At 66.3% G+C, this 19,583-nt stretch carries 22 protein-coding genes; 13 read left to right on the top strand and 9 right to left on the bottom strand.

The features are described 5' to 3' along the window. Positions 1–17: 17 nt before the first annotated feature. Positions 18–647, bottom strand: coding sequence for a malonic semialdehyde reductase (locus ABD116_RS24010; RefSeq protein ID WP_343974352.1), 630 nt, complete (start codon positions 645–647; stop codon positions 18–20). A gap of 19 nt (positions 648–666) precedes the next feature. Beyond that, entirely contained in the window at positions 667–1,278 is a 612-nt protein-coding gene (locus ABD116_RS24015; RefSeq protein ID WP_343974355.1) for an NADPH-dependent F420 reductase, read from the bottom strand. Between the two features lie 81 nt (positions 1,279–1,359). Between ABD116_RS24015 and ABD116_RS24020 the strand changes: the two genes are divergently transcribed. Then, positions 1,360–1,830 (top strand): MarR family winged helix-turn-helix transcriptional regulator, encoded by a 471-nt coding sequence (locus ABD116_RS24020; RefSeq protein WP_343974358.1) that lies wholly within the window; start codon positions 1,360–1,362, stop codon positions 1,828–1,830. Between the two features lie 98 nt (positions 1,831–1,928). Here the strand turns inward: ABD116_RS24020 and ABD116_RS24025 are convergent, their stop codons facing one another. Further along, positions 1,929–2,816 (bottom strand): patatin-like phospholipase family protein, encoded by an 888-nt coding sequence (locus ABD116_RS24025; RefSeq protein WP_343974361.1) that lies wholly within the window; start codon positions 2,814–2,816, stop codon positions 1,929–1,931. Beyond that, on the bottom strand, positions 2,813–3,814 hold the full coding sequence (locus ABD116_RS24030; RefSeq protein WP_343974364.1) for an amidohydrolase family protein: 1,002 nt from the start codon (positions 3,812–3,814) through the stop codon (positions 2,813–2,815). Before ABD116_RS24030 ends, ABD116_RS24025 begins: the two co-directional genes overlap by 4 nt. A gap of 88 nt (positions 3,815–3,902) precedes the next feature. Between ABD116_RS24030 and ABD116_RS24035 the strand changes: the two genes are divergently transcribed. Then, the gene (locus tag ABD116_RS24035; protein ID WP_343974367.1) at positions 3,903–4,442 is read left to right on the top strand and encodes a TetR/AcrR family transcriptional regulator; all 540 of its coding nucleotides are present in this window, start codon (positions 3,903–3,905) and stop codon (positions 4,440–4,442) included. A gap of 158 nt (positions 4,443–4,600) precedes the next feature. Here ABD116_RS24035 and ABD116_RS24040 read toward each other — a convergent pair whose 3' ends face one another. Continuing rightward, complete coding sequence (locus ABD116_RS24040) at positions 4,601–5,677, bottom strand: NADH:flavin oxidoreductase (RefSeq protein ID WP_343974370.1); 1,077 nt, start codon at positions 5,675–5,677, stop codon at positions 4,601–4,603. Positions 5,678–5,767: 90 nt separating this feature from the next. On the opposite strand from ABD116_RS24040, the gene ABD116_RS24045 reads away from it, so the two are divergent. Continuing rightward, the gene (locus tag ABD116_RS24045) at positions 5,768–6,142 is read left to right on the top strand and encodes a MerR family transcriptional regulator (RefSeq protein WP_343974373.1); all 375 of its coding nucleotides are present in this window, start codon (positions 5,768–5,770) and stop codon (positions 6,140–6,142) included. Positions 6,143–6,145: 3 nt separating this feature from the next. Here ABD116_RS24045 and ABD116_RS24050 read toward each other — a convergent pair whose 3' ends face one another. Beyond that, entirely contained in the window at positions 6,146–7,234 is a 1,089-nt protein-coding gene (locus ABD116_RS24050; protein ID WP_343974376.1) for an NADH:flavin oxidoreductase, read from the bottom strand. A 185-nt stretch (positions 7,235–7,419) separates the two neighbouring features. Here ABD116_RS24050 and ABD116_RS24055 point away from each other — a divergent pair, with 185 nt between their 5' ends. Genes ABD116_RS24055 through ABD116_RS24065 form a run of 3 tightly spaced genes read left to right on the top strand, consistent with a single transcriptional unit; the run spans position 7,420 to position 9,492 of the window. Continuing rightward, positions 7,420–8,622 (top strand): MFS transporter, encoded by a 1,203-nt coding sequence (locus tag ABD116_RS24055; protein WP_343974379.1) that lies wholly within the window; start codon positions 7,420–7,422, stop codon positions 8,620–8,622. A gap of 28 nt (positions 8,623–8,650) precedes the next feature. After that, positions 8,651–9,349, top strand: a complete 699-nt coding sequence (locus ABD116_RS24060; protein ID WP_343974381.1) for a DsbA family oxidoreductase — start codon at positions 8,651–8,653, stop codon at positions 9,347–9,349. Next, positions 9,349–9,492: a hypothetical protein gene (locus ABD116_RS24065; protein WP_343974384.1), complete on the top strand. Its 144-nt coding sequence runs from the start codon at positions 9,349–9,351 to the stop codon at positions 9,490–9,492. Before ABD116_RS24060 ends, ABD116_RS24065 begins: the two co-directional genes overlap by 1 nt. A gap of 312 nt (positions 9,493–9,804) precedes the next feature. Here the strand turns inward: ABD116_RS24065 and ABD116_RS24070 are convergent, their stop codons facing one another. Then, positions 9,805–10,422 carry a TetR/AcrR family transcriptional regulator gene (locus tag ABD116_RS24070; protein ID WP_343974387.1) on the bottom strand — a complete coding sequence of 206 codons (618 nt, stop codon included), beginning with the start codon at positions 10,420–10,422 and terminating at the stop codon, positions 9,805–9,807. Positions 10,423–10,522: 100 nt separating this feature from the next. Here ABD116_RS24070 and ABD116_RS24075 point away from each other — a divergent pair, with 100 nt between their 5' ends. From ABD116_RS24075 to ABD116_RS24100, 6 genes are all read left to right on the top strand, one after another. Further along, the gene (locus ABD116_RS24075) at positions 10,523–12,250 is read left to right on the top strand and encodes a CocE/NonD family hydrolase (protein ID WP_343974390.1); all 1,728 of its coding nucleotides are present in this window, start codon (positions 10,523–10,525) and stop codon (positions 12,248–12,250) included. Between the two features lie 156 nt (positions 12,251–12,406). Next, on the top strand, positions 12,407–13,321 hold the full coding sequence (locus ABD116_RS24080) for a DAPG hydrolase family protein (RefSeq protein WP_343974393.1): 915 nt from the start codon (positions 12,407–12,409) through the stop codon (positions 13,319–13,321). Between the two features lie 78 nt (positions 13,322–13,399). Beyond that, entirely contained in the window at positions 13,400–14,284 is an 885-nt protein-coding gene (locus ABD116_RS24085; protein ID WP_486336012.1) for an alpha/beta hydrolase, read from the top strand. Positions 14,285–14,742: 458 nt separating this feature from the next. Next, on the top strand, positions 14,743–16,212 hold the full coding sequence (locus ABD116_RS24090) for a beta-propeller fold lactonase family protein (RefSeq protein WP_343974422.1): 1,470 nt from the start codon (positions 14,743–14,745) through the stop codon (positions 16,210–16,212). Positions 16,213–16,344: 132 nt separating this feature from the next. Then, the gene (locus ABD116_RS24095; RefSeq protein ID WP_343974399.1) at positions 16,345–16,917 is read left to right on the top strand and encodes a sigma-70 family RNA polymerase sigma factor; all 573 of its coding nucleotides are present in this window, start codon (positions 16,345–16,347) and stop codon (positions 16,915–16,917) included. Further along, entirely contained in the window at positions 16,902–17,513 is a 612-nt protein-coding gene (locus ABD116_RS24100; protein WP_343974402.1) for an anti-sigma factor, read from the top strand. Before ABD116_RS24095 ends, ABD116_RS24100 begins: the two co-directional genes overlap by 16 nt. Positions 17,514–17,531: 18 nt before the next feature. On the opposite strand, the gene ABD116_RS24105 is transcribed toward ABD116_RS24100, so the two are convergent. Then, entirely contained in the window at positions 17,532–17,987 is a 456-nt protein-coding gene (locus ABD116_RS24105) for an Lrp/AsnC family transcriptional regulator (RefSeq protein WP_343974405.1), read from the bottom strand. A gap of 100 nt (positions 17,988–18,087) precedes the next feature. Here ABD116_RS24105 and ABD116_RS24110 point away from each other — a divergent pair, with 100 nt between their 5' ends. Further along, positions 18,088–19,029 carry a DMT family transporter gene (locus ABD116_RS24110; protein WP_343974408.1) on the top strand — a complete coding sequence of 314 codons (942 nt, stop codon included), beginning with the start codon at positions 18,088–18,090 and terminating at the stop codon, positions 19,027–19,029. A gap of 127 nt (positions 19,030–19,156) precedes the next feature. Here ABD116_RS24110 and ABD116_RS24115 read toward each other — a convergent pair. Continuing rightward, positions 19,157–19,583: respiratory nitrate reductase subunit gamma (locus ABD116_RS24115; RefSeq protein WP_343974410.1), on the bottom strand; the 427-nt coding region annotated here is incomplete at its 5' end.

Raw genomic sequence — 19,583 nt, forward strand, 5'->3', positions numbered from 1 at the left:
CGCCGACCGTCGAACTGTCACGCCCACTGCAGTACGTCGTGATGCGACAGCCGGGGTAGACGGGGGAGCCACGGGGCTTTGCCCGGGTGTCCGATGTTCACGACCAGGATCGAGTGCAGCCGGCCGTCGGGGAAGAACTCGCTGTCCATCCCGCCGGCGTCGAAGCCGCCCATCGGGCCGGCGGCCAGGCCGTGCGCGCGGACCGACAGGATGAAGTAGCCGGCCTGCAGGATCGCGTTGAACTTCGCGGCCTCGGTGCGCAGCTCCGCGTTCGCCGCGAAGGTGTCCTTCAGCTCCGGCCGGAACGGCAGCACCGCCGGGATGTGCTCGTGGAACCGGGTGTCGGTCGCGAGGACGGCCACCGCCGGCGCGGACGCGGTCTTGGCTTGGTTGCCCTCGTTCATGTGCTTGACCAGCCGTTCCCGCGCTTCACCCGGATGCACGTAGAGCACGCGCAACGGCTGGGTGTTCGCCGAGGTGGGACCCCACTTGGCCAGCTCCCAGATATCGCGCAGGTCCGCGTCCGGCACCGGGGTGTCCGCGAAGGTGTTCGCGGTCCGGGCTTCGGTGAACAGGACGCGTTTGGCCTGCTCACCCAGCCGGCCGAGCCGTAGCGGGTCCGGATCCGTGTGGTCCTCGGGGTTCATCGTTCAATGCCTTTCGACGTCAGGAAAGTGGGCGCTCGACCAGGTTTCGCAGCACGAGCGCGTTGGGGGCCTCGATCAGCCGGCCTCCTTCGGCCAGGCGTCCCACCTCGACCGGTGAGAGGCCGAGCGAGTTGACGAGTTCAGCGACCCGCTCGCCGGCCTCCTGGTCGTCGGAGGCGACGAAGACGACGCGCCGTCCGACGGCGGGGTCGAGCGCTTCGGACAGCACCTTGGCCGGCAGTTGGTTGAATGCCTTGACCACCGTCGCGCCGGGCAGTTGCGCTGCGACGTACTGGGACGACGGCAGGCCGCCGAGGATGTGCTCGGCGTCGGATGCGTAGTGCGCGTTGGCCGCGTCGACGACGGTCTTGCCGGTCCAGTCCGGCAGTGAGCGGCCGAACTCCGCGATCGCCGGGAACGGGATCGCCATCAAGATGACGTCGCTCGCCAGTGCCTGGTCGAGAGGTACGGCGTGGACGCCCGCGCCGAGCTCGTCGGTGAGCTCACGGAGCGAGTCAGGTCCGCGGGTGTTCGCGATGCTCACCTCGATACCCGCCCGGGCGAAGAGCCGGGCCAACGCCGAGCCGACGTTCCCGCTGCCGACGATCGAGTACCGAGGTACAGCAGTCATGATCTCCTCCATGTAGTTAACGTGTGAACTAAACGTAGCATGAGTAGTTCACATGTCAACCAGGTTGTGTACGATCGTCTCGTGACGACGACACGGTGGCTGGACGAGCGGGAGGACCGCGCCTGGCGGAGCCTGATGGCGATGCAGGACGGCCTGACCGAGTACCTCGACCGGCAGCTGCGGACCCGGTCCAGCCTGTCGACGCCGGACTACCAGGTCCTGGCGCACCTGTCAGAGGCAGCAGACGGCCGGCTGCGTCCGTTCGAGTTGGGCCGATTGCTGCACTGGGAGAAGAGCAGGCTGTCGCAGCACCTGAGCCGGATGGAGAAGCGCGGCCTCGTGGCGCGCGAGCGCTGTCTCACCGATCAGCGCGGCGCGGTCATCGTGATCTCAGCGCAGGGCCGTGCGCTGATCGAGGCAGCCGCTCCGCTGCACGTCGCAGAGGTACGTACCACGTTCATCGACCACCTCACGGCCGAGGAGCTCGAGACCCTCACTGCCATCGGAGACAAGGTGCGGAAGCGGCTCGAAGAGCTCGGCGCCGAGGACTGAGCGCAGGGGCAGAACTGCATTCGTGTCCGTCGGGTTGCGCCGTCAGCAAGCGCTGGATCGCCCAACCCGCCGGTGACAGAACGGCTCCTGCTGGAGTGTCAGAAGTCCCAGGCGGCCCGGATCGCTGCGGCTTCATGTTCGGCTTGGCGTTTGCCGATGTGGAGGGCTCGGCCGGCGGTCTCCGGGTCGAGCATTTTGACTGGCGTTTCGATGTCGCTGAAATCGGGCTCCATGGCTACCAGTCGGGTGGTTTCGCGTAGTTGGGCGATTTCGGCGTCGGCTTTGATGGTTGAGGCGGATCGATTGCTGTCGGCTCCGCCTTCTTGGGCCCCGACAGGAAGGCATGACACGACCACGAGAACGTCGCTCGGTGGCGCCGCCGCGGCGTTCAGGTGGTTCACGATTCCGCCGTCCATGTAGCGGTTTCCGTTGATGGTGACGGTGGGGAACAGCATCGGTACGACGCAGCTGGCAGCGACCGCGTGCAGCAGCGGCACGCCGGATGCCTGGCTCCACACGACAAGTTCGCCGGTGCCGGTGTCGATCGCTGTGCAGCGGAACCCGGCGGGCCAGGCGACGCCGTCGAGTATCTCGAGCAGGCCGAGGTAGTCGTCTTCGGTGAGTGTGGTCGACGCTTCCTGTGCTGCGGAGCCGATCGCCCGCAGCGCTTGCTGCGGGTCGGCAGCGAAGACTGCTTGGCGCGACGCGTCCAGGAAGCTTTGCGAACCCGCCCCCAAGCTGTCGAAGTCGAGCTTCTTCCCAACCTCCGCGAGGACGGCGAGCGCATCGCTCACGTCGCGGCCGCTGGACAACAGCGCGCCGACCAGGGATCCCGCGGAGGTTCCCACGATTGCCGAGGCTCCTGCCAAATCGACGCCGGCGTCGCGTAGCCCGGTGAGCAGACCCGTCTGCCAGGCGACACCGACGGTTCCGCCGCCGCCGAGAACGACCGTGCGGGTGGGTGAGCCATTTCCTTGAAGAGTCATTGCTGTTCCTTCCGTGATGCGATGTCGATACCGAACAGGGAGCAGGCGTTGCCTGCGGTGAACTTGTCGCGGTCTTGGTCGGTGGGGAACTCGGTGAGGAACTTTTCGATGTCGGTGTTGTCCGGCTGCTGGAAGGGATAGTCGGTCGAGAACAACAGCCGATCGGGCGTGGTTACCTCCAGGGCATGGCGCAGCAGCGTGGGATTGAGCATTCCGGAGGCGGTGATGTGGATGTTGGAGCGGACGTAGTCCGACACCTTCCGATCCAGGCCCGCAATGCTCGAAAGGCTGTCGGCGCGGTCGGTCCAGAACAGCAACAGTTCGCCCCAGTGGCCGAGCACGAGTTGCAGGTCGGGATGGCGGTCGAAGGTGCCACGGACGATCAGGCGCAAAGCGGCCACTGCCGCCTCCAGGTGCCAGCCCCAGCCGAAAGTCGCCAGGGCCAGGTCGGTCGCGGGGTCGAAGCCGCTGTAGACGGCCTGACGGATCACCCGCGAGGGAATCTGCGGGTGGATGAAGATCGGTTGTCGCAGGGCCGCGGCGGTGGCGAACAGGTCGTCGTACCGGGGGTCGTCCAGCGGGATCTCGCCGGTCCGCCCGTAGACCATCGCTCCGACGAACCCGAGACCGGCAGCACGTTCGAGCTCCGCGCCGGCGGCCTCCGGATCCGCCATCGGCAGGGTGGAGAAGGCTCGCAGCCGCGTGGGGTGCCGGCCGACGGCCTCGACGGCGATGTCGTTGGCCCGCCTGCTGAGCGTTCGTGCGTCCGCTGGATCCAGTGGCTGACTACCCGGTGGCGTCAGGGAGAGGATCTGCAGGTCGACCCCCTGGGCGTCCATCGCCGCGATCCTGGCGTCGCCGATGTCGTCGAGGCGCTCGAGATTGTCGCCCATCTCGTCGAACACGACGCTCGCGTCACCACGGTCCTGCGGGAGCGCCTTCACCGCCGACGTGAGCTCGGGCAGATTCCAGTGTTCTTCGATCGCGATCAACACCACGGCGGGCCCTCCGATCCGGTGCGGGCATTCTGCTCAACGCTGTTGAGTGAGACCATACACGAATCGCTCAACGCTGTAGAGTGAAGTGGTGAACGAGACCTCCCGTGACGCCAAACGCGCCCGCACCGCACAGCGGATCCTCGATGCCGCCAGGCAGGAATTCGCAGCCAAGGGCTTCGACGGCGCGACGATCCGGGGCATCGCCGGTATCGCGGGAGTGGATGCCTCGCTGGTGATGCAGCACTACGGCTCGAAGGCGGCGCTCTTCACCACTGCTGTTCAGCTGCCCAGCGACGACGCCGAGAGCGCCGCCGAGCACCTTCTGGAGGTACTGGCCAACCGGCTGCGCGATCTGCCTCCGGAGACGAGCGCACTGGTCCGGTCCATGCTCACGGTGCCGGAAGCCGCCGACTCGATGCGGGCCTATCTCGACGAACGCGTCGACAACCTCGCCAGATCCCTGGACGGCGACGACGCACGCTTGCGCGCCCTGATCACGGTGAGCGGCATCCTCGGCCTGACGATCACGCAGCACTTCCTGAAGCTGAGCGCCTTCGACGACGCCTCCCACGAATCGTTGCTGCAGGCCGCCCGCGGCTGGACCGCATACCTGTCGCGCGACTCGTAAGACCGATCACCAGCGCATCAGCGATCCCGACGAGGTCGCCGCGCAGGGCGGCGCCGAAGGCATGCAGAGATCGAGGCCCTGCTCGCGCAGGCCCAGCGGACGGGATGCAACTCGAACGTGAGCCTCACGGAGCTGCCGGCGAGTTCCGGTCAGCGGGCTCAGCTGACGAAGTAGGGCCAGCCTCGAAGGTGGTTTATGAAGCGCTCGCTCAGTCCGCCGTCCCGGAGAAACCGCGCGGGAACGGGAATGGGCGGGCTCGTGTAGCTCTGGTTCGCGTGAACCTGGCGGGGACAGTCCCTCTGCAGGATCGCGGCTCGGCCGATCAGCACGAAATCGCACCCCTCGTCGAGAATCTGGGCTGCTCGTTCAGCGGTCTTGATCTTGCCGGCGGCGCCGACCCGCACTCCCTTTCGGGGCAGCGTCGTGAAGACACTGAGCATGGTCTGCCCGCGAAACGCGCCCTCCGTAACCAGTTGCGCCGAGTTCCACAGCGCGAGGTCGAGGTAGTCGATCATTTCGCGGTCGAGGATCTCTGCCGTGATTTCGCGCAGCTCCTCCAAGCGCAGCCCGTAGCGCTCGATCGAGAGTCGCCACCCGATCTGGAAGTCGGCACCGCACGCTCGCCGGATGCCCTCCAGTACCTCGGTCGTCAGACGCGCTCGATTTTCGACGCTGCCGCCGTACCGGTCCGACCGATCGTTGAGGACGGGAGAGAGGAATTCCGAGAGCACCCACCCGAACGCCCCGTGGAGACAGACTCCGTCGAACCCGGCCCGCTCGGCGCGAAGAGCCGCCTCGATGAAACTGTCGCGTATTCGCTCCACCTGCTCCGTGGTGAGCGCCGCGACTCCTGGCAAGGTGGCGCCGGAGGCGGGGGCGGGCACTCCTCCGAAGTCGGGATCGGCGCGGTGGCCGGCGTGGTGGAGTTGCACTGCCGACAGGCCGCCGCCTTGCCGGATGGATGTTGCGATCTGGCGCAGGCCGACGAGGTGCCTGTCGTCGTGGATTCCGAGCTGTCGCCCGTAGGCGATTCCGCCTGCTTCGACCGTGGTGGCGCCGGTCTGGATCAGTCCGTAGCCGCCTTCGGACAGCTGGCGGTACCAGTCGAGGTCGAATTCGGACGCGGAGCCGTCGAAATCGCTCTGCTGCGTGACCAGCGGCGCCAGCATGATCCGGTTGGGCATCGACCGGCCGTGCAACAAGGTGAGTGGCTCGAAAAGATCGGACACGGTCATGTGACGCTCTCCGTTGCGTTGTTGATGCGGCGGTTAGACTAGGGTCGAACCTTCACATCCATGTGATGGCAGGCGCGGAGGGATGGACGGGTGAGAATCAAGGAGCTCTCCGAGCGAGTAGGCGTCTCGACCCGACTGCTGCGGTACTACGAGGAGCAGGGACTCCTCTCGCCGCGACGCGAGGAGAACGGCTACCGGTTCTACGACGACGACGCCGTGGCGCGGGTGCAGCAGATTCGTGGCCTGCTAGGGGTGGGACTGACGACGGAGATCATCCGTGACGTCCTGCCCTGCCTGGCCGAGGCGGCGTGCTCCAAGTACAACGACCCCGAGTTCGTTGCCCGGATCGCACGCGAACGAGACCGGCTGCAGGAACGCGTCACTGTGTTGTCGCAGAACCTGAAGGCACTGGACGACTACCTGAACGCGGTCGGCGACCAGCGCTCGCCCGGAGCTGCCGCCTGACGGCTACCGGCTGCCGGGCTGTACGAAGTCTCCCCAGCCTCGAAGGTGGTTGATGAAGCGTTCGCTGATGCCACCCCTGCGAAGGAATTCGGCGGGAACGGGAAGGGCCGGGCTCTCGTAGGAGAGGTCTGATCGGACCTGCTCGGGGCAATCCCGCTGGAGGATGCCGGCCCTTCCGATCAGGACGAAGTCGCAGCCGTCGTCGAGCAGTTGCGCGGCACGGTGAGCGCTCCGGATTCTCCCCGCGGCCCCGAGCCGGACGCCTTTGCGCGGGAGTTCGGCGAAGACGCTGAGCATCGTCTGTCCGCGGAAGGCGCCTTCGGCAACGATCTGGTTGTAGTCCCACAGGGCAAGGTCCAGATAGTCGATCAGTTCCCGGTCGAGGATCTCGGCGGTCATCTCGCGTAGCTCTTCCAGTCGCAGACCGTACCGCTCGATCGACAGTCGCCAGCCGATCTGGAAGTCGGGCCCGCAGGCGCGGCGGATTCCTTCGATCACTTCGAGTGTGAAGCGCGCCCTGTTCTCGAGGCTGCCGCCGTACTTGTCCGTCCGGTCGTTCAGCAACGGTGACATGAACTCGGACAGAATCCAGCCGAAGGCCCCGTGAACCGACACCCCGTCGAAGCCCGCCCTCTCAGCTCTCCGCGCGGCCGCGATGAAGCTGTCGCGGATGCGTTCGACCTCGGCCGTCGACAGCGCCGAGACGCCTGGCAGGGTGTAGCTGGATGCCGGCGAAGGCACGCCTCCGTAGTACGGGTTCGCGCGGTGACCGGCGTGGTGAAGCTGTACCGCCGAGAGCCCGCCTCCGTCCCGGACTGAGGTCGCCATTTCCGTGAGGCCAGGGATGTGTGCGTCGCTGAAGATGCCTGGCTGCCGGGCGCAGGCGATCCCACCCGCCTCGACGATGGTGGCGCTGGTCTGGATGAGCCCGTAGCCACCGCGGGCGAGCTGGCGCATCCAGTCCTGGTCGAATTCGGACAGGAAGCCGCCCGGTTCGCTCTGCTGGTTGGTCAGGGGCGCCATCATGAACCGGTTTCGCATCGCCGGTCCGTGCAGGAGGGGCAGCGGTTCGAGGAGGTCAGAGACGGTCATGAGGGCAACCCTCACACCTTCACATCAATGTGAAGGCAAGCCTCTTCACGAGTAGGCCCGAGCCGCCTTGCGTTCACATTGATGTCAACGTTTCACACTCGTCGAGGTCCCGCGATCGCGGGCACCGAAACGCGGTCCGGGTGGAGTTCTTCACGCTCTGCCCGGTCGATCAAGAGGAAGAAGCAATGACTACAGTCCGGGACACTCAGTTAAGGGCTCAGAAAGCCGATCGCTTTCCCGTAGCCGGTCTGATCGCACTGTTCACCGCAGGATTCATCACCACCCTCACCGAGGCACTGCCTGCCGGGGTACTACCGCAGATGAGCGGTGCGCTCGGTGTCTCCGAATCGGTGGCCGGCCAGACCGTGACGATCTACGCGGTCGCCACGATTCTGACGGCGATCCCCGTCTCGATTCTCACGACGAGCTGGCCGCGGCGCCATCTGATGGTCGTCGCGCTCGTCGGATTCCTGATCGCGAACGTCGTGACGGCGATCTCGCTCGGCTACACGATCACGATGATCGCGCGGTTCATCGCGGGCGCGGCGTCCGGGGTGACGTGGAGCATTCTCGGCGGCTATGCGCAGCGCATCACACCCGACGCGTTGAAGGGCAGGGCGATGGCCTTCGCCTTCGCCGGCACCCCGGTGGCGCTCTCGCTGGGCGTTCCCGTGGGAGCGTTCCTCGGTCAGTCCGTCGGATGGCAGTCGACGTTCGGTCTCATGTCGGCGCTGACCCTGCTCCTCATCGGATGGACGCTGTGGAAGCTGCCGAACGTTCCCGGCCAGCAGGCCGCCGAACGACTTCCCCTCCATCATCTGCTGCGTATCAAGGGGCTTCGCACGATCCTGGTGGTCACCGGTGTCTTCGTGCTCGCTCACACCATCCTCTACACCTACATCGCTCCGGTGCTCGCCGGTGCCGGTCTCGCGGACCAGGTGCAGTGGATCTTGCTCGACTTCGGAATCGCCTCGATCCTCAGCATCTGGCTGACGGGAGTCTTCGTCGACCGGCACCACCGCCGCCTGGTACTGCTCAGCACGACCTTCTTCGCCGCAGCCGCGGTCGCGCTGACGCTCTGGTCGGGGAACCCGATCGCCGACTACCTGGCCGTGGGCGCCTGGGGCTTGGCGTTCGGTGGCTCCGCGACGTTGTTCCAGGGCGCCCTGATGGCGGCCTCGCGTGAGCATGCCGACGCCGCGCAGCCCCTCATGGTCACGATGTGGAACGCCGGTATCGGCCTCGGCGGATTGATCGGCGGCATCCTTCTGGCCGGCCTCGGGTCGGCGTCGCTCCTGCTCGCCGTCGCGGTGCTCGTTGTCTCCACCGTGATCGTGGTGATCTTCGCCCGGGGACACGCGTTCCCCGGCCCCGCATCCAACCGGTAAGCGAATGTCGGACGAGAACGGAGTACCCATGACCCTTTCACAGACAACCGATCCCGATCCCGTCCCGGACGCGCCGACGGTGCCGGCTCCGATCAAGGTGGATGTGTGGTCCGACATCGCGTGCCCGTGGTGCTACATCGGCAAGCGGAAGTTCGAGACGGCCCTCGACGACACCGGCATCGCGGTCGAGATCGAGTACCACGCGTACGAACTCGCTCCGGATCTGCCCGAGGAATTCGAGGGCAGCGAGCAGGACTATCTCGAGATCCGCGGGTACTCCGCCGATGAGGTGCAGCCGTTGCTGGCTCGATTGGCCGGTGCCGCGAAAGCGGTCGGGCTGGACTTCGACTACGACATCCTCAGGCACACCAACATGGTGAAGGGGCACCAGCTGATCCGGTGGGCGCACTCCAAGGGGCGCCAACTCGACATGGTGGAGCGCCTTCTCGCCGCTCACTTCGCGGAGGGCAGGCACGTGGGCCGTGACGAGGAGCTCGCCGATCTGGCGGCCGGGATCGGACTCGACCGGGCGGAGGCGCTGGCAGCTCTCGCCGAGAATCGCTACCTGCGGGACGTGCGTGCGGAGGAGAGGCGCGCGAAAGAGCTCGGCATCAGAGGCGTCCCCTACTACGTTTTCGATAACACCTACGGAGTCTCCGGAGCCCAGGACCCTTCCGTATTCGCCGACATCCTTCGACAGCTGTCGGGACGCAAGGAGGTGTCATAGTGGCCGAGAACCGGAAGCAAAGGCTCGTCGAACTCGATGTGCCGATCGCCGCCGGCTGCGTCGACGGCGTCTGCGAGATTCCAGGGAGTGCCGTTGTCCCGGATTCCGGCGACGAATCCGAGGACGACGAAACCAGCAGCTGACACCCGCCGCCCGTGGCCCAGCCACGGGCGGCGCCGTCCATTCAGAAGTCGAAGCCGCACGCGCGATCGGTGAGGAACGGACCCGACTGCGCGAAGCACTGGCTACTTGAACGGTCAGTGGCCATCTCCATCGGGCCTTCCCCGAACTAGGTATCGCCACCCGCGCCGCGCTCCGAGACGCGCTCGGCGAGGGTCCCTGACCAACCGGCCGCCGCGCCGCTCAAGGGTGGGCAGAGCTCGGATCTCATCGCCTGGGGCCGCCCGAACCAGACAGGGCCAGCGGCCTCGGTCACCCCGTCTCTCGATCCAGGCTCATATCCCTATGACCGCCCGTAGGGCTCGCAGCAGGTGGTCTCGGCGGCTCTGTGAGCTGACGGCGAACTCCGTGACCTCTTCGTCGGCAAACAGCGCTGTGGACACGGCCTGCCCCCACAGGATCCGGTAGGCGGTGTCGGCGGCTTCCGGGCTGGTTCCGAAGCGTTCGACCAGTAGGGCGCTGAACTCTCGCGCGGCCTGTCGGGTGCTCGCCGCGCCGCGCTCCCGCAGCAGTGGGTCGTCGTAGCCACTGAGCATGAACGCCTGGAAGATCAGCCGATTCTCGGTGAAGACATCGGCGAACGCCTCGATGAGCCGGCGCAGCAGGGTCTCGCCTTCGGCGATATCCCAGACTGCTGCGGCACGCGAAAGCCAGGCGTCCTCGATCTTGACCAGGAAGCGGTCCTGGGCTGCCACGAGCAGACTCCGGCGGTCGGCGAAGCGGTGGTAGATGGCGCCGTTGGAGACCCCCGAGGCCTTGCTGACCGCTGCGATCGTCAGTGCTGCAGGTCCCTGGCTTCCCAAGATCTCCAGCGCCGCATCGAGCACTCTTGCGGTCGAGTCCTGACTACGGGCCTGCTGGGGACGTCGCATACCGGCTTGTCGGTCTGCCATCCGTTTACCTCTCTTCGTCGAGCCCTGGTGACAGCCCAGAACTAGAGGAGATACTCTGATTCTGCCAAAACCAGAGCATGCACTCTAGTTGGAGGATGTCATGGCGATCGCGCCGACCCAGGGCCTCTTCACCCAGTCCAAGCCGCCGCAGACCGGAGGCTACCCGGGGTTCCGCCCTGGCAGCTGGGTGGAGGACGGTATGCGGAACGACCGGGACGTGGCCGTGCCGATGCGAGATGGCACCGTCGTCTACGTCGACGTCTGCCGGCCAGAAGGTGCCAGTCAGGTGCCGGTCCTGCTGGCGTACGGCCCCTATGGCAAGCACAACGGCTTTCCTCCGATCCTGGCAGCCGGCGCCGACATCGAACCGCCGCTCCCGGCAGGTACCCGCTTCGAGGCGCCAGTGGCGCAGTACTGGGTCCGGCACGGCTACGCGGTGGTCTATGCCGACCCGCGCGGCTGCTGGTGGTCAGAAGGTGACGCCAGCCCCTTGAGTCTGCAGGAGGCCGAGGACGGGCACGACCTGGTCGAGTGGGCGGCGACGCAGCCTTGGAGTAACGGCAAGGTCGGAATGAGTGGGGTGTCCTATCTGGCCATGACCCAGTACGCCGTTGCTGCCACTCGGCCGCCGCACCTGGCCGCAATCAACCCTTGCGAGGGGATCAGCGACACGTACCGCGAGTCGATCTTCCACGGCGGCATCCTGGAGACCCAGTTCTCCCTGCATCTCATGGGTGAACTGATCGGCTTCGGCCGGAACAAGACCGAGGACGCGTTCAGCGAATTGCTCGCGCATCCACTGCAGGACGACTTCTGGGCAAGCCGGGCATTCCAGCTGGAGAACATCGAGGTACCCGCGTTCTTCGTGTGTTCGATGGGTAACCACGGCACCCACACACGCGGGACCCTGGAGGCGTACCGCCGTGCGGGTTCCTCGCAGAAATGGCTGGACGTCCACGGGCGCAAGGAGTGGCGCTACTACTACACGCCGGACAACGTCGAGCGCCAGCGAACGTTCTTCGACCACTTCCTCAAGGGCATCGACAACGACCTCGACAGTTGGCCTCCCGTTCGCGTCGAATACCGCGATCGCACCGAGACCGGCCCGGTCCGCGACGAAACCGCGTGGCCCCCGGCAGGGGTCCACCACAGCCCTTTCCACCTCGATGCTTCGACCGGCCGAATGCTCCCCAGCAGCCCCTCGCGGGCCGCCACGGCCGGATACGACCCCACCAAGTCACCTACCGAGCCCAACCGGCACGCAGGCGACCAAAGAAGCGTTTTCGACCTCACCTTCGACGCAACCACCGATCTGGCCGGCCCCGTTTCCCTGATCCTCTGGGCGGAGTCGCCGGGCGCGGCTGACATGGACGTCTTCGTCACGCTCGACAAGCTCGACACAGCCGGGAATCGTGTCGGTTACCCGCTGGCCGCCTACCTTGACGACGGGCCCTTGGCCTATGGCTGGATGCGCGCCAGCCGCCGCGAACTCGACCCCGCCCTGTCCACAGCCGAGCGGCCGGTACAGGCCCACCGCCGCGATCTGCCCCTGCCCGAGCACGGCCCGATCCGTCTCGACATCGAGATCTGGCCGATCACCGCGCACTTCCACCCGGGGGAAACGTTGCGCCTGACCATCGCCGGCGCGGACATCTACCGCTGGCCTGCGGAACACTTCGTCAACGGCCACGACTTCCTGAACAACACCGCTCCGCACATCCTCCACACCGGCGCGGACCACGACTGCGTGCTGCGCCTCCCCGTCGTCACCGCCAGCAGCACCCCCGCTGAAGATGCCGGCGATGTGAGTTCGGAGTCCGGTGCGTGAACACGCCGAGCCTCACCTCCAGCCCGATTGCTGGTGCATGGGCCTGGTCGGGGTGGTGCACGCACTGACCCCGCGTCCGCCGCCACAGCGACGACCACCGACAGGAACAGGCGCGAGATCCCGCCCGCGGCGCCACCCCACGAGAAAGGAACACCGATGATCCGATACGCCACAACCCGCGCCGACCGGGCCTGCTTTCCGCACAGCTACAAGACTGAACGCCGCTACCTCGGTTACCGCCTGGACGAGGAGTCCAAGCCGTACGCCAAGTACTTCCAGCTCGACACGCGGCCTGTTCAGGACCACGTCCGCGAAGCCGTGGTCGCGGGCATGGCACCGACCGAGTACGCCTACGGCATCGAAGATGCCGCCCGCATCATGTCCCGCCCGGGCTACCACAAGATGGAGACCGGTTGGACGCGCGTTCCGGGTGGATTGATGATCTCGGTCCTGACGGACATGCCGGGCGTCACCGGTCAGATGTGGGACTGGTGGTTCGGCTGGCATTCGACGGAAACCGCCCGCTACAAGCTTTGGTACCCCGATGCCCACCAGTTCTCAGCGCTCGGCGAGGACCGCAGTGCCGACCGCACCCTCACCGACCGCCAGCGATACATCGACAACGTCTCCTATGTCGACGAGTACGTCGGAGGCTCCCTCCAGCGGCTCGCGATCCGCTTCACCGACCCCAAGCGCCTCGGCTTCGACGAACCAGGATCCGGCCATGCCGTCATCTGCGCGCGCGTCGGACTCAGCCAATACCCCGTCGCCCAGGGCTGGCTCATCCACCAGGTCCGCCCCACCTCCGCCGGCGCCGAAATGCGCAGCCGCTTCTTCCTCGACAGCACCGAGGTCCTCGACCTGCCGGACCACTCCCTCCCAGGCCGGGGAGCAACCCTCCTCACCGGAAGAACTGCCCGGAAGCTGGGCGGCTCCGCGCTGCCACGGCTGGGCAGGAAGGTGCTGGGGCCGACCTTCGGCCAAGACCTCCTCTACCACTGCGGCGCGGAGATGAACCACCTCGCTTCGTTCCTGCCGCAACTCCATGAAGAGTTCAACGGCACACCTTGATCGCAAGTGCCCTACGGCCTTGTGGAGCCGCGCACACGGTGCACACCCAACCGCGACCGACTTATTGCACAGGAGAACGTGATGACTCTGGAACCCGTGACCTTCGACTCCGACGGCGTCCGTCTGGCCGGCGACCTCTACCTGCCAGACAACCCCGCCGGACCGGTGCCGGGAGTGGTGATGGCCCCCGGCTTCGGTGGCGTCAAGGAAATGCTCATGCCTCCCTACGCCGCGTCCCTCAACGCGGCCGGCATCGCCGTCTTGGTCTTCGATTACGCGGGCTTCGGCAGCAGTGACGGGGAGCCCCGGCAGCACATGGACCTCGAAGCCCAGCAGCGTGCCTACCGCCACGCATTGGACTACCTTGCCGCTCGCCCCGGCATCGACGAGGAAAGACTGGGCGTGTTCGGCACCAGTATGTCCGGGGGCCACGCCCTGGCTGTAGCCTCCTCCGACACCCGCGTGCGCTCCACCGTCGTGCTCATCCCCTTCACAAGCCTGGACACCTCCCAGTTGCCCCCCGGACTGCTTGACATCTTCGAGGACGCAGCCCGGCGTCAGGCGGCCGGAGAAGAACCCCAGATGATCGCCAGCACGGGCAAGCCCGGAGAAGTGGCCGCGATGACATCCGACGGCGCGTGGCAATGGATGGAGCGCATGACCGCCGACGCGCCCACCTACCGCAATGAGGTCACCATGGCCTCCCTGTGGAATCTCGCCGGCTATCACCCAACGGGAAACCTGGAAGCCATCGCCACGCCAGTTCACGCGATCCTCGCATCGGACGATGCCATCACTCCCGCTTCGGCTGCACGCCAAGCACTGCGCCCGGTCGCACAGCTTGACCTGGTCGAAATACCGCAGTCGCACTTCGAACTCTTCACCGACCACCTGGAGGAGACCATCGACCTCACCACACGCTGGTTCGAGCGCGACTTCGGCACCATCGACCCCGCCAAGTAACGGCCCGGCCGGGCCGTACGCCTAACCCGATACTCCGCCGGCGCGTGGAGTCAGGGGTGGGTGTCTGCCGACCGCGCAAGCAGGTAGTACTGCCTCGACCTTCCTCGTCAACCGCGACGGTGAAAGAAAGTCCTAGCGGCGGCGCAACCGTGCGACGGTGCAGGTCACCGCTGACTCGATCAATGACGCATTCGACGGCAGTCCCCGGAGTGCGGAAGAGATCACGACGCCGCAGCGAGCATGGGCGCGCCGTTGAGGGCGGCATCGCCCGCGCTGACCCGCCGCAGCGAAAGACGATCGGCCAGAACCCGCCGGCGCTACCGACCGGCAGCTGGATCGAATCCAACGGAGTTCCGGTGACTGTTCAACAGATGGGCGACGACGCCCGTATACCGCTGCGTATCTGAAAGTCTTCTGGAGGGAACCAAGTGCGAATCCATCGCAGCATCGGTCTGGTGATGGCGGGGCTGGGCCTGGCCGCCACCGCTTTGGTGTCACCCGCCTTCGGCGACACTTCACCGGTCGGCATCGCCTCAGCCGGAATCGTTGCCGACAGCACCAAGCCACTCCCGATCACCGCGCAGGACCGGCTGTACACGGCTGACCAGTCCTCCAACACGGTGACCGTGATCGACCCTTCGACCGACAAGACCCTGGGGACCATTGCCTTGGGAGGCCAACGGGTCGGCGCGACGCTGAGCCCCCAGTACCTGGGCGATGTGGGCGTGCACGGTCTCGCCTTCTCGCCGGTCACGCGCCGCCTGGCGGTTGTCAGCGTGACGAGCAACACGGTCGATATCGTCGACACGACGACCAACAAGGTTCTCAGCAAGACCGACGTTGGCCGTGCTGCCCATGAAGGCAGCTTCACGGCGGACGGCAAGGAATTCTGGGTTGCTGATCGGGGGCGAGACACGGTCAGCGTGGTCGACGCCCTGAACGGTGGGCTGAAGGCCGATGTCGTGGTGGGAGCCGGTCCGTCGAAAGTGGTGATGAGCCCCGACGGCCGGTTCGCCTACGTGAACCACATCGCGCTGGCTGAGATCACTGTCGTCGACACTGCCTCGCGTCGCGTAGTGGACCACATCACGGGCCTTGGGGACGTCTTTTCCTCTGATCAGGCAATCTCGCCGGACGGAGCGGAACTCTGGGCAGCGCACAAGCGGGTCGGCAAGGTCTCAGTCATCGATCTGCGGCAGCGCAAAGTGACACACGTGCTGTCCACCGGCCCGGACACCAACCATCCTCAGTTCGCCGACACGCCGTCGGGCAAGTTCGTCTACCTCACCATCGGTGGCCTGGACCAAACCCTGGTCTTTCGCCGCGGCGACCGGCCGGAGCTGCTGCGGCGGATCGCGAACCACGGACATGCCCCGCATGGCGTCTGGCCCAGCGGGGACGGCAGCCGGGTCTACGTCGGCCTGGAGAAGTCGGACGAGGTCGACGTCATCGACACCGCAAGGCAAAGAGTCGTCGCGACGATCCCTGGCGGCCAGGAACCCCAGGCTGTCGTCTATGCGCCCCGAGCGGCGTCGCCCGGACCAGCAATGAATCTTGGTCGGCAGGGCCTGGGACAACAGCCGCGTAACGTCCCCACGACACTCCCGGACGGACGAGCAGGTGAAACCCTCGATCCGGTGCATGGCCGGACGCTCGAAGCCACCGTCCGTCCCGTTGCCGGTGTGGACATGATTCAGCTTCAAGCGCGAGGACTCGAGGCCGCCACGACCTACCAGGCGTACTCGGTCGATCAGACCGGGCGCCGCACCGCACTGCTCACCTTCAGTACTGATGCCGCAGGCAACGCACCGATGGTCCTTGCTTTCAGCAGCTTCACCGGTCAACGGATCGGCATCGAAAGTCGTGGCCAGGCCAGCGCCGCCGCAATGGCCGCCACGATGGCGCTGGCAGGGTGTTGCTGCTGCTGAGCCAGAACCTCTTGATGCCGACAGCAACGAAGAGCGGGTGGAATCACGGGTGGTTGGTACAAGCGCGCCCACCCATGACGGCCTCATCAACGGATGCGTAGTCCTCAGCAGCTCCAACGGCGGAAGGCAGGGATGACGAACCTCGGGGCCGAAGATCACAGGCAACAACCGTCCGATTCTCCGGCCGAGTGCGTCGAGACGCTGCAAACCGCTGACGGGGTCGAGGCTGCCTACGGCCGTTACCGTGCGGAACTGCTGGGGTTCGCCGTGAATTCCCTGTCCGATCGGGAGTTGGCCGAAGAGGTCGTCCAGGAAACCTTCGTGCGGGCGTGGAAAGCCGCCGACCGGTTCGATCCGCGACGAGGCTCGCTTCGGACCTGGCTGTTCGCGATCGCGCGCAACGGAATCGTCGACGCGGTACGCCGGCGCGCGGTTCGTTCCGACATCGGGCCGGCCGGGGTGGAGGAACGGGTCAAGAATGACCCGGTTGAGCAACTGCTGCTCAACATCCAGGTCGGTGAGGCTCTACGACGGCTGACACCGGAGCACCGGCAGACCGTGATCGAGGTTCACTACTTCGGCCGAACCTGTGCAGACCTCGCCGGCGAGCTCGGCATTCCTGCCGCAACCGTGAGAAGCCGCCTGTACTACGGCCTGCGCACGATGCGCTCGATCCTGGAGAAGAACGGATGGCTGGCCGAATGAAGGACGAGTGCCGGGAGGCCCGGCCGATCATCGCGGAGGCACTGACGCTGGATCTGTCCCTTCCGGAAACCACCAATCGGCACCTTCGGACCTGCGATGACTGCTTGGCCGAGGCCGACGGCATCAGGCGGACAGTCGTGACCTTGGGGCTGGCGACCTCGCCGGCCTTCTTGCCTGCGACGGTCGCGGAAACACGGTCGGTCGGCCGAAGGCGATCCAACCGTTGGAGAGCGCTGACTGCCGCGGCAGCTGCAATCGTCGTTGTCGGCGGGTTCCTCCTGACCGGATCCGCGGCGCCCGAGGCCACTCAACCGTCGGCCGCTGTCATCGAGAGGGCCGGCAAGATGACTACCCACCCCTGGGGGACCGAGATCCCCGTGTCGGTCACCGGCCTGGAGTCCGGCAGGTCGTACCGGCTGGTGGCGACAGACGCGCACGGGGTGCGCGGAATGGGCGGGAGTGTGACAGGGGCGTCCGGTCAGGTGGTTCGGGTCCGTATGGTGACAGCCCTGCGCAAGGAATCGATCACTGCTGTCCTGCTCGAGCAGGACGACGGCGTACTGGTCACGCGGCTGGCGATATCTCCGGCCCGTTGATCGAGCACTGAGCTCCTGCTACAAGGCTTGCGGGCGGGGGATCGGGCTCCATCGTTTCGGGGAGGAGAAGACCAACGACGTGACGGGGCGGCCGTCGTCGTTGAGGGCGTCGACGAACGGCTCGAGGGCGCTCAGGCTCTCGGCGACGACCCTGATGATGTGGTCGCTCTGGCCGGCCACCCGATGGTCTTCGAGTACCCGTGGCTCCGCCTCGGCCTGAGCGGCGATCGCGTACGACTGCCGCCGGCCGCCGCTGGCGATGTGGATGAATCCCTCGATGCCGTATCCAACGGCCGCGGGGTCGATCCGGGCACTGTAGCCAAGGATCACGCCGGCCTCTTCGAGGCGACGGACCCTGCTCGTGACGGCGGGAGCAGTGAGCGAAACCTGACGCCCGAGCTCCCGGTATCCCATCCGGGCATCGTCTTGTAGGGCCGCGATGATCTGCCAATCGATGTCGTCAAGTTGGATCATCAGGCCAGAGTACTGCGACTGATGATTTGTAAAGTAATTGGCGCCCGGAACCTTGCGAACTGTCTTCCAACCAGGTTCCGTGCTTCACTAGTGTGATGGTGTGACCAGTGATCAAGACCGCGCCACCGCACGGCACCCGAAGTTCGCGTCCGCCGGACTGTTCGTACTGGTATCCGTACTCTGGGGAGTGCCGTACCTCTTCAATGACATCGCGCTGCAACAGATCGGACCGCTGTGGATTGCAGTGGTCCGGGTGGCGATTGCCGGCCTGGCTCTCGGGCCACTGCTCCTCCGCGACGGACGCTGGCGCAGCATCATCGAACGGTGGCCCTCACTGCTTCTTCTCGCAGTCGTGGAGGTCGCACTGCCCTTCACGCTCATCGCCATGGGCCAGCGAACCGTTCCCTCCGGCACCACTGGTGTGTTGATCGCACTCGAGCCGATCTTTGTCGCGCTGATCGCGCTCTGGCTGACTCGCGGGCGCGACATGACCGTCACGGGTTGGGCCGGTCTCGCTGTCGGCATCCTCGGTGTGATCACCCTCCTGGGACTCGACCTCACCGGGCCCGGAGCGCTCTTGATTGTGGCCGCGGCGCTCAGCTACGCGATCGGCGCGACCTCGATCCCGCACCTCTTCCCTGACACCGACTCGCTCACCATCGCCGCGGCGATGATCCTGCTTGCGACCCCGATCCTGCTGCTCGTCGCGCTCCTGTCCGAGCCCTTCGTCCTGCCCTCACCCGAAACGTGGACAGCGCTTGTCGTGCTCGGCCTCGCCTGCAGTGCTGCAGGATTCACGGCGTTCTTCTCCCTGATCAAGCGAGCTACCCCCACCACGGCGTCGATAACGATCTACGTCTCGCCCATCGTCTCGCTGGGTGCGGGCGTCGTCGTCCTCGGCGAACGGGCCACCCTGAGCGAAGGCATCGGTTGCGCCCTCATCCTGATCGGAGCCGCCCTGGTTCTCCGCCGAAAGGCAACGCCAGACCTGAATGACGATGTCGCTGCCGACCGAGCGCCACAACGTGCAGATCAGGCCTAGCAACGGAAATCTGGCCCTGACGGGCCTCGAGGTCATCGCCGGCGGCGTGCTCGGCTCGCTGGACCGCAGCCGCGATGCGGAAGCGTTCACGCCCACTGTGTCCCAATTGATCCGATCCTCGGCAGCCTCAGGGGATACCGGCCACCAAGCTCGACCAAGCTGGTGACGCTCGGTCAGCTGGGGTCGGTGTGGAGTGGCGCGTGGAAGTAAGGCCTGATGGCCAGACCTCGATCCGACGCTGAGGCCGGCCGGGCCTTCTCCGTAGCTCGGGGCTGGTTCTCATCGGGTCCGATCCCAGCCGCGACGGGGGCGGTGGCTGCCGAGGCTGGCGTCGTCGCGGCTGCGGCACCAGCAGACCGATGACGTGGCCGCCGACGACGCCGAGCATGCCGAAGTGGAACAGTGGGCTGCCGATCCGGAGCAGGCGGTTCTCGTACAGCTGGGAGGATCTGGTGGTCCAGCCGAACTTGTCGTAGCGGTAGCGCCACAGGTGACCGGCCACGAAGATCGTCAGGCACAGGTAGGGGACGATGACGAAGAGGAACTCGTTCATC

This window comes from Kribbella koreensis, assembly GCF_039525325.1.
In the GTDB taxonomy this organism is placed as follows: Bacteria; Actinomycetota; Actinomycetes; order Propionibacteriales; family Kribbellaceae; genus Kribbella; species Kribbella koreensis.